Source organism: Streptomyces sp. NPDC006552, from assembly GCF_040611655.1.
Taxonomy (GTDB): Bacteria; Actinomycetota; Actinomycetes; order Streptomycetales; family Streptomycetaceae; genus Streptomyces.
On the sequence record NZ_JBEXOS010000122.1, the window covers coordinates 1 to 9496 of the forward strand.

The window sequence follows — 9496 nt, forward strand, 5'->3', positions numbered from 1 at the left end:
TCCGTGAACGACCCCTCGTCCAGGAGCAGCGCGATACGCTCACGCGCCGTCAGCTTGCCCTTGGCCCGCTGGGCCGCGGTCGCCTTGTCGCCCGGACCGCGCAGGGCCTGCTCACGGATCGCGTGCAGCTCGGCCACGCGCCCGCGGGCGCCGCCCGGCTGCGGTATCGGCGGCGGAGCCGTCACCATCGCCATCTCCACTCCCGTCCCTTTCCGCGACCAGGCCAAGGAGGTCGCACCGAGGGCCGCAGAGAGACTGTAACAAACCGCGCGTGCGGTTTATAGGCAACTCCCGGCCCCATTTCTTCTGGTCAGCGCCAGGCTCCGGGGGCCGAGTAACCGGGAGCGGGCCGCCACGGCCGGGGACGCCGCACGCTCACCGGCTCGAGCGCCGCGCGTCCGGCCCGGCCGCGCGCGAACAACACCGCGGCGACGGCCGCCAGTTCATCGGGGTCCGCCCGGCCGCGCTCCACCCGCAGCACACACTCTCCGTCACGCATCCCGGCCTCCATCCCGTCGGTTCACTGTGGACCGACGGTGCGCCGGATCGCTCAAGAGCCACTACAACGTCGCTGGAGATCCGGCAGAACTCCACAGCGTCCCACCGGGTTCCGTGCCCACCCCGCCCCAGGTCGCGGGGGCTCTCCGGCCGTGCGGGGCCCGACTTTCACTCGATCATTCAAAGCATCTGGAAATTAAACCGGCTGGTATGTATCTTTACCGACGAGCGCCACTGCCGCCCAAAGCGTCCGCGAAAAACAGGGGGAATCCGTGTCCACAGAGACCTTTCGTATGAACCGCGCGATACCCAGCACGGCACACAGCACGAACGGCCTGTCGGTGTCCACCAGTTCCTCTGCCCTCCCGCGGTATTCCATGCTGACCACGACCGTGCCCAAGGAATTCGTCCACCGGGCGGGCGTGGCCGAGGTGATGCTCACGGACTGGCGCCGCAAGGATGACCTGCGCTTCTCCGTGTCCGCCCAATGGCCCCGGATACACGGCTTCTTCGCCCCCGTGGCCGGCCGCCACGATCCGCTGATCGCCGCCGAGACGCTCCGTCAGGCAGGACTGCTGCTGGCGCACGCGGAATTCAATGTTCCGCTCGGCTTCCAGTTCGTCATGTGGGACCTCACGCTGGAGACCCGCCCCGAGCACCTCGCGGTCGGCGGCGCCCCCGCCACCCTGGAGCTGGACGTCGTCTGCCGGGACGTCAAGAGCCGCAACAGCACGCTCGCGGGCTTCCGCTACGACGTCGTGATGTACCGCGACGGCCACGTGGCCGCGACGGGAAGTGCCCGCTTCACCTGCATGGCCCCGAAGGTCTACCAGCGCGTACGCGGCGGCCGGGTGGTCGGCTCCGTCCGGCCGCTGGCGCTGACGGCGCCGATCGCGCCGCAGACCGTCGGCCGGGTCTCCCCCACGGACGTCGTCCTGTCGGCGACGCCGGACGAGGGCCGCTGGCAGCTGCGGCTCGACACCCGCCACCCGGTACTCATGGAGCACCCCGTCGACCACGTGCCGGGAATGCTGCTCCTGGAGGCGGTACGGCAGGCGTCGATCGCGACGGTGGGCACCGGCGCCCGGCCGCTCGCTCTCGTCAGCGACTTCACGCGGTACATCGAGTTGGACACACCCAGTTTCATCGAGGCACGGCGCATTCCCGGCGACGGTACGCGCGTCCTCGTCACCGGCACCCAGAACGGTGAACTCGCCTTCTCGTCCACGGTGACGATGGAATCCCGCACCGTCTGACCGGGAAATGCGCGGGGCCCGGAAAGACGCGGAACGGGCCCCGCTGTCCTGGCGCGGACACCGGTCGCAAAGCAGGTCCCGGCCCGCCGGTCTGATCAGTGATCGAGGCCAAAGGCAGACGTTGCGGCAAATCGGTCGCCGGCGAAGCTGTTATGAACTGGACACTGGTATATGACGACCAGGACCGCGTAGCGAACAAAAGCGGGACGACACGACTCGGATCCAGCCTGTTTACCGGCGGGAACTGCCCCCGGCCGCGGCGCTCTCCAGGTCGTCGACGCTGCCGGACATGATCGTGCGCAGGTGCGCGGTGATGTCCTTGAGCGGCCAGTCCCACCAGGCCAGGGAGACGAGGCGGTCGATGTCGGCGTCGCTGTAGCGGCGGCGGATGAGGCGGGCGGGGTTGCCGCCCACGACGCCGTAGTCGGGGACGTCGTCGACGACGACGGAGCCGGCGGCGACGACCGCTCCGTGGCCGATGCGGACGCCCGGCATCACCGTGGAGCGGTAACCGAACCAGACGTCATGGCCCACCACGGTGTCGCCCCGTCCGGGCAGGCCGGTGACGAGGTCGAAGTGGTCGGCCCAGGAACCGCCCATGATCGGGAAGGGGAACGTCGAGGGGCCGTCCATGCGGTGGTTGGCGCCGTTCATGATGAATCGCACGCCCTCGCCCAGCGCGCAGAACTTCCCGATGACCAGCTTCTCGGGTCCGTAGTGGTAGAGCACGTTGCGGGTCTCGAAGGCGGTCGGGTCATCGGGGTCGTCGTAGTAGGAGAACTCTCCGACCTCGATCAGCGGCGAGGTGACCAGCGGCTTCAGCAGGACCACCCGCGGCTGCCCGGGCATCGGACGGACCACGTTCGGGTCGGCGGGAACAGGTGGCATCACGAAATGTTTCCTTCCTGGAGGGTGTGCACGGGTCTGCCGGGACCTCAGTCCCCGGCGGCGGACGCCGCCGTCGCCCGCACGGCGAGGTGAGCGCCCTGCCAGCGCCGGCGTACCCGGCGGTCGTGGCTGACGACGACGAGGGCGCCGTCGTACGAGCTCAGGGCGGTCTCCAGCTCCTCGGCGAGCGCGGGCGACAAATGGTTGGTGGGTTCGTCGAGCAACAGGACGTCCGACGGCTCGCTGAGCAGCCGTGCCAGGGCCAGCCGCTGCCGCTGCCCGGTGGACAGCCGGCCGACCGGCACCGTGAGGTGTTCGCGGTCGAACAGACCGAGGGACAGCAGGTGTTCGGCGTGTCCGGCGGCCTGACCGGGCCGTCCACGGGCGAAGGCGGCCAGGACGGTCTCGTCCGGCTCCCCGGGTCGCGGCTCCTGCGGGAGGTGGCCGACCCGCCCGCGGCGGGTGACACCGCCGCCGTCGGGGGTGATCTCCCCGGCCAGGACGCGGAGCAAGGTGCTCTTGCCGGCTCCGTTCGGCCCCGTGATCAGCAGGCGTTCGCCCGCCATGAGGGTCAGGCTCGTGCGGTCGAGCCGGTCCGTGACGACGATGTCGGTGGCGTCGAGCACGGCGCCGCGCGGGCCGCTGGTCCGTAGTACGGGAGTGAAGCGCAGCGGCTCCGGCGGGGGCGGGACCGGGGCGCTGAGGAGGCGGCGCAGCCGTTCCTCGGCGTTGCGCACCCGGCCGGCCACCGACCGCTGCACCCGGGCGCCCGCCCGGTCGTACGCCATCTTGTTGCCGTCCCTCATCCCCCGGCCGGGGGCCACCCGGCGGGCGGTGGTCGCGGCGGCCTCGCGGAGCCGGTCGACATCGGCCTGCCACTGCGCGTGCGCCTGGGCCCAGCGCTGCCGGGCGGCCTTCTTCTCGGCGAGGTAGCCGGTGTAGCCGTTGCCGTACCGGACGACGCCGTGCCGGTCGGCGTCCACCTCCAAGAGACCGGTGGTGACGCGTTCGAGGAAGTCCCGGTCGTGGGAGACCGCCACCGTGGTGCCCCGGCGGGTGCGCAGATGGTCTTCCAGCCAGCTCAGGGCGGTGTCGTCGAGGTGGTTGGTCGGCTCGTCGAGGAGCAGCACCTCCGGCGCGGCCGCAAGGACGGCCGCGAGCCGCAACCTGACCCGCTCTCCGCCGGACAGGCCGCCCACGGTGCGGCCACGGCCCACCAGCCCCAGGCCGAGACCGTGCAGGGCATGCTCCACGCGCGCGTCGGCGTCGTAGCCGCCGCGCAGTTCGAAGACGGTCATCAGATCGCCGTACTCGGCCATGCCCGTCTCATCGCCGTCGGCCATCGCGGCCTCGAGGCGGCGCATGCGCCGCTCGACGGCGCGCAGCTCACTCAGCGCACGGTCGATGACCTGCTGGACGGTGGCTCGCGGCTCCATCCGCTCGTCCTGGGCGAGATATCCGGCGCCGCCGGTGGCCTGGAGGACGACCTCGCCCTGATCGGGCCGTTCCCGCCGGGCGAGCAGGCGCAGCAAGGTGGTCTTGCCCGAGCCGTTCTCACCGACGATCCCGGTGCGCTCGCCCGCGGCGAACGAGCAGGTCACCGAGGTAAGGACGGGCCTGCCGTCGAAGGACTTGCTGACAGCGAGCGCGGAGATCTGCGGGGGCATACGGGGGCTCCAAAGCATTCGGGAACGAGACGACCGTCAGGGGTCGTGCGGCCGGGCGAACGCTTTGGAGAAGCATCGATCACTCCACTAATACGACAGCTGCTGCTTTAAGATGGTGCCACGCCTCCGTCCCCCTGATCAATCGGATTGCCTGTGACGACTTCCCAGACCTCGGAGCACGGACGGGAACCGGCCGGCACCGGGCCTTCGCCGGCCCGGCGCCGCCCCGGGGGCCGCACCGCCCGGGTGCGTACGCAGGTCCTCGACGCGGTCCTCGCGGAGCTCGGCGAACACGGCTACGACGGGCTCAGCACCGACGCCGTCGCCGCCCGCGCCGGTGTGCACCGCACCACGGTGTACCGGCGCTGGGGGGACGTCGGCGGCCTGCTCGCCGACGTACTGGACGCGGCGAGCGACGACGACTGGCAGCCGCCGGACACCGGCTCCCTGGAAGGCGACCTGACAGCACTCAACCGGGAGATCCAGACCGCCCTGACCGCTCAGCCCCCGATCGTGATGGCACTCATCGCCGCCTCGTTCCGCTCGGAGAAGGCCGCCGACGCCCAACGGCGGCTCTGGGAGGACCGGTACACCCGATGCGAGGTCGTCGTCGGCCGGGCAGTGCGGCGCGGCGACCTCCCCGCGGACACCGATGCCCGGCGGCTGCTCCTCGCCGCGACCGCGCCGCTCTACCACCAGCTGGTGCTCCTGCGCTCGGCACCCGACCCGCGCCTGCCCGGCCACGCGGCCCGAACCGCCGCCCTCGCCGCGGCCGCCGGCGGCTTCGCCGAGCCCCCTTGTGAAACGCCCTCATGAAACCGCCTGGAGCCGCTCCTCCGTCCCGGCCGCGCGCGCGGGGCCGCTCTGCGTCCCGGCGGTGAAAGCGTCCCGATGGTCCTGCGCCCACTTCCGGAAGGTGAGCGCGGGACGGCCGGTCAGTGAGCACACCGTGCCGTCCACCGTGGATTTCGCCCCGGCCCGCTGGCGCCGCGCGCTCTCCAGCAGCGCCTCGACCAGGGGGGCCGGATATCGCGCGGCCAGACCGGCGCGGGCCTGCTCCGTCGTCAGCTCCTCGAAGCGCAACGGCACCCCGAGCGCCTCCGCGAGCTGTTCGGTCTGTTCGGCCGGCGTGAGGGGCTCGGGACCGGTCACCGTGTACGCCTTTCCCGCGTGGCCCTCCTCGGTCAGGGCGCGCACGGCGACCTCGGCGATGTCCGCCGGGTCGACGCACGCGTTGGCCGATGCCCCGTTCAGGGCGCGGACGACTTGGCCGGCCCGGACGGAGGAGGCCCAGGAGAGGGCGTTGCTCATGAAGGCGCGGGGCCGCAGCAGGGTCCATTCCAGGCCGGAGGCGCACAACTGCTCCTCGGTCGTCCGCTGCCACCGGGTGATGAGATCGACGGCCCCGGGGTCCAGCACGGCCGCCGCGGAGAGCTTCACCAGCCGTCGCACGCCGGCCCTCCGCGCGGCGCGGACGAGGCGCGCGTCGTCGTCGCCGCCCACCCGGTTGGTGATGACGAGCGCGGTGCGCACGCCGTCCAGTGCGCGCTCCAGCGACCGCGGGTCGTCGTAGTCGGCGGCCACGGTCTGCGCGGCCGCCCCCGCTCCTCCGAGCGGGGCGGGATTCCTGCTCATCAGACGGACCCGCTGTCCCGCGGGCAGCCGCCGGGCCACCTCGCGGCCGACCGTGCCCGTCGCCCCCGTCACAAGAATCATCAGGTCGCCCTCCTCGCTGGGAACTGCCTGGAAGCAGTAAGATACATACTGGACGGTTTTTATTGGCGGTAGATCCACTGACTGAAAGAGACCTTCATGGCAAAGCAGGACCGGGCCATCCGCACACGGAGGGTGATCCTTGCCGCCGCGGCCAAGGTCTTCGAGGCGCGTGGCTTCCAGGCGGCGACGATCAACGAGATCCTCCGGGAGGCCGGCGTCACCAAGGGCGCCCTGTACTTCCACTTCCCCTCCAAGGAACATCTGGCCCAGGGCGTCCTGCTCGAACAGGACCAGCAGGGCGGCGTCCAGGACCAGGCCTGCAAGGTGCAGGAGTTCATCGACACCGTGATGCTGCACGCGTACCGGCTGCAGACGGACCCGATGGTGCGGGCGGGCGTCCGCCTCTCGCTCGACCAGCAGGCCCACGGCCTGGACCGCAGCGGGCCCTTCGTGCGCTGGTCCCAGATCGTGCGCAAGCTGCTCTCGGAGGCGTACGAGCAGGGCGAGCTGCTCCCCCAGGTCGTGGTGACGGAGACCGCGGACGTCGCGGTGGGCGCCTTCGCCGGGGTGCAGGCCATGTCCCAGGCCATGTGCGACCACAACGACCTGCTGGTCCGGGTCTCCGCCATGCTGCGTCATCTGCTGCCGAGCGTGGCGCATCCGTCCGTCCTGACCACGGTGGAAATGGGCGCGGACCGCGGCGAGGCGGTCGCCCGCTCGCTGGAGTGGTCCGAGCCCAGGGAACCGGCCGAGGTCAGCTGAGCGCGTCGGCGAGATCGCCGGCCGGCGCGGCGCGCACAGGGGACCGGAGCGCGGTGCGCCCGTCCCCGAAGTAGACCGCCAGCGCGCTCGGCAGCGCCGCGGCGCCCGGGGACCAGGCGATGTACCCGTCCGGCCTGACCAGCAGCGCGTCACAGGGCAGCGCCGGTGTCGCCCCGGCCCGCACCACATGCAGCAGGCCCTGCCACGCGCGGGCCTGGCGCCGGTACTCCTCGCGGCCCTCGCCGGTGAGCAGCAGCAGCGGGCGCCCCTGGCGCAGCAGGCGGATCACGTCCGTACGCCCCTCGGCCGTCTCGACGACCGCGTTGTCGAGGAACCTGCCCTCGTACGGCGAGGGGTGCCCGGTGAGCGGCGGCAGCACGGTGTCCTGGGCGCTGACCATCGACGCCAGCGCGTCCCCGAACGGCCCCCCGGCCAGCATCCCCGCGAACATGTCGCGCAGCGGGTCGAACTCGGTGCCCGGCCGCATCAGGGCGAGCTGGGCGCGCGCGTTGTCGATGATCCGCCGGGCCGCGGGGCGGCGCTCGCTCTCGTAGCTGTCCAGGAGCCCCGCGCCCGCGTCGCCCTGCACCACGAGGGCGAGCTTCCAGCCGAGGTCGAGCCCGTCGAGCAGGCCCGTGCTGAGCCCCTGGCCGCCGATGGGGAAGTGCACGTGGGCCGCGTCACCGGCGAGCAGGACGCGTCCCGCGCGGTAGGAGGAGGCGAGCCGGGCGAAGTCGCTGAACCGGCTGAGCCACTGCGGCTCCGCCAGCGCCACGTCCCGGCCGGCGAGCCAGGAGACCTCGCTGTGCAACTCCTCGATGGTGAGCGGCAGATGCCGGTCGGGGTGCGGCCCGCCGCAGTTCAGGGTGCGCAGCCGGACGACGTCGCCCGCCACGCCCTTGACGATGATCCAGCCTCGCTGCGTACGGTGCCAGCCCGGCCGCAGCGCGCCCGTCTCCAGGAGGCGGACGTCACCGGCCATCGCGGAGACCGTGGCCGGGAAGGAGTGGGAGTCGATGGCTGCCTGGGCGCGGACCGTGCTGCGGCCGCCGTCCGCGCCCACCAGGTACTGCGGGGTGAGGACCACCTCCCCCACCGGCCCCTGCGCCACGACCCGGACCGTCTCTTGCGTCTGCCGGATCTCCGTGACGCGGTGGCCCCGCAGGATGCGCACCCCGGCGCTGCGGGCCCGCTCCTCGAAGAGGCGTTCCAGCTCCGCCTGCGGACATTTCAGGAGGGGATCGGGCTCGGTGGCGGGCGCCGAGATGGTCAGGCCGGGGATCCCGGCGAAGTGGAACGGACTGCTCTGGGGCGGAGTCTCGGTGGTGGCGGCGAGGGCGGGCAGATGGCCGCGGCGCTGGAGGCACTGCACCGTCCGGGCGTGCAGGGTGGTGGCCTTCGGTCTTCGGGAGACCGAGGTCCGCGCCTCCAGGACCACCGTGCGGACCCCGCGCCCGGCCAGCTCGCAGGCCACCACCATCCCGACGGGCCCGCCCCCCACGACGACGACCTGCGGTTCCGCGTCATTCCCTGTCACGGCTTTCCCCCCTTGATGCGCGTGGGCGGAGCGGCTCCCCAGCCGTGTGTGACCCGGCCCACTGCGAATCGGAAAATATACCGGTTGGACGGTTCTCTGCAACGGGGACGGAAGAATCGGCCCCGGGGGCCGCGAAGCCCCGGTGCGACCGAGTGTTCCACGGAGGGTAGGGTCCACCCGAGGGCGCAGAACATACCGGCTCTGCTGTTTTCGCTTCTGCCGGAAATCACCCCTGGAGACTCAATCGCCCCACTCGCCCCACGTGGCTGCCCAGGACTTCTCGCTCCTGCCTCGCGCGGCCCGATCGGAAGGCGCCACCACTTGAAAACAAAACCGGGTGGTAGGTATCTTGACCGTCATTGAGGAAGGTCATGTGACAACGGCCAGGGGGAGCGTATGTCCGTGGGTGTCTCTGCACGATGTTCCGGTATCCGGGCGCCCGGCGGAAGGCCGCGTCCGCAATCCGATGCGGAGAATCAGCGACTGAAGCGACGCTGAGTCCAGAGGGCCGGGCACGCCCTGGCCCGCATAACCGCCGGTACGGGAAGTTCAGTCGCTTCGGTCGCTGCCTGGCACACCAGACCGTTGCCTGCTGCACGTACATGAGCTGATATGCACCATATAACGAGCTGCGCTGTGAGCTCGCCACTGAGTCGCTTGAGTCGCTTGAGTCGCTCGGATCGCTGTCAGGGGGACGGACATGGCTTCTGAGCTGCGCGGAAGGGCCAGAACAGCGGCCTGTGCTGCGGATCTCATATGAGTGCACGCTGCGTCGAGCGGCCGCTCGAACTCGGTACGGAGCCGGTTGCGGCGCCGGGCGTGCTGCCGGAGAGTCTCACCGATCGAGGGAACGCCAAGCTGTTCGCGCGGTTGCGCGCCGACGACTTCCGGCATGTTCCGGGGATCGGCTGGTATCGCTGGGACACGACGCGGTGGCAGATCGACGAGGACGACACGGTCCTGTGGGCGGCCGGAGACCTCGCCGAGTCCCTCGCCACCAGCGATCCCCGCGGCCGGTACACCCGTTCCGCCCTCCAGCAGCACCGCAGCCGGGCGCTGAGCACGACCGGGATCAGTGCGATGTTGACGCAGGCGAAGTCGGCGCCGGGGATGGTCCTCAACGCGGCCCGGCTGGATGCCGATCCGTATGCCCTGTGCACGCCGCAGGGCAT

The 9496-nt window shown here is 71.5% G+C and carries 8 protein-coding genes and 2 pseudogenes; 4 read left to right on the forward strand and 6 right to left on the reverse strand.

Features of this window, described 5'->3' with window-relative positions:
• Window positions 1–188, reverse strand: a pseudogene (locus ABZY33_RS35385) (methylmalonyl-CoA carboxyltransferase); the annotation flags it as partial.
• Window positions 189–310: 122 nt separating this feature from the next.
• The gene (locus tag ABZY33_RS35390) at window positions 311–499 is read right to left on the reverse strand and encodes an acyl-CoA carboxylase epsilon subunit (protein ID WP_356495827.1); all 189 of its coding nucleotides are present in this window, start codon (window positions 497–499) and stop codon (window positions 311–313) included.
• Window positions 500–875: 376 nt separating this feature from the next.
• Here ABZY33_RS35390 and ABZY33_RS35395 point away from each other — a divergent pair, with 376 nt between their 5' ends.
• Window positions 876–1754, forward strand: coding sequence for a ScbA/BarX family gamma-butyrolactone biosynthesis protein (locus tag ABZY33_RS35395; protein ID WP_356495828.1), 879 nt, complete (start codon window positions 876–878; stop codon window positions 1752–1754).
• Window positions 1755–1985: 231 nt separating this feature from the next.
• Here ABZY33_RS35395 and ABZY33_RS35400 read toward each other — a convergent pair whose 3' ends face one another.
• The gene (locus tag ABZY33_RS35400) at window positions 1986–2642 is read right to left on the reverse strand and encodes a CatB-related O-acetyltransferase (protein ID WP_356495829.1); all 657 of its coding nucleotides are present in this window, start codon (window positions 2640–2642) and stop codon (window positions 1986–1988) included.
• 47 nt (window positions 2643–2689) lie between these two features.
• On the reverse strand, window positions 2690–4309 hold the full coding sequence (gene abc-f, locus ABZY33_RS35405; RefSeq protein ID WP_356495830.1) for a ribosomal protection-like ABC-F family protein: 1620 nt from the start codon (window positions 4307–4309) through the stop codon (window positions 2690–2692).
• A gap of 246 nt (window positions 4310–4555) precedes the next feature.
• Between abc-f and ABZY33_RS35410 the strand changes: the two genes are divergently transcribed.
• A complete protein-coding gene (locus tag ABZY33_RS35410) occupies window positions 4556–5125 on the forward strand; it encodes a TetR/AcrR family transcriptional regulator (RefSeq protein ID WP_356495834.1) in 570 nt (189 codons plus the stop codon).
• On the opposite strand, the gene ABZY33_RS35415 is transcribed toward ABZY33_RS35410, so the two are convergent.
• Window positions 5120–6025: an NAD(P)H-binding protein gene (locus ABZY33_RS35415; RefSeq protein WP_356495831.1), complete on the reverse strand. Its 906-nt coding sequence runs from the start codon at window positions 6023–6025 to the stop codon at window positions 5120–5122. The genes ABZY33_RS35410 and ABZY33_RS35415 overlap by 6 nt on opposite strands.
• 96 nt (window positions 6026–6121) lie before the next feature.
• Between ABZY33_RS35415 and ABZY33_RS35420 the strand changes: the two genes are divergently transcribed.
• Entirely contained in the window at window positions 6122–6787 is a 666-nt protein-coding gene (locus ABZY33_RS35420) for a ScbR family autoregulator-binding transcription factor (RefSeq protein ID WP_356495832.1), read from the forward strand.
• Here ABZY33_RS35420 and ABZY33_RS35425 read toward each other — a convergent pair.
• A complete protein-coding gene (locus ABZY33_RS35425) occupies window positions 6780–8324 on the reverse strand; it encodes an FAD-dependent monooxygenase (protein ID WP_356495833.1) in 1545 nt (514 codons plus the stop codon). The genes ABZY33_RS35420 and ABZY33_RS35425 overlap by 8 nt on opposite strands.
• Before the next feature lie 756 nt (window positions 8325–9080).
• Between ABZY33_RS35425 and ABZY33_RS35430 the strand changes: the two are divergent.
• Window positions 9081–9496, forward strand: a pseudogene (locus tag ABZY33_RS35430) (DNA primase); the annotation flags it as partial.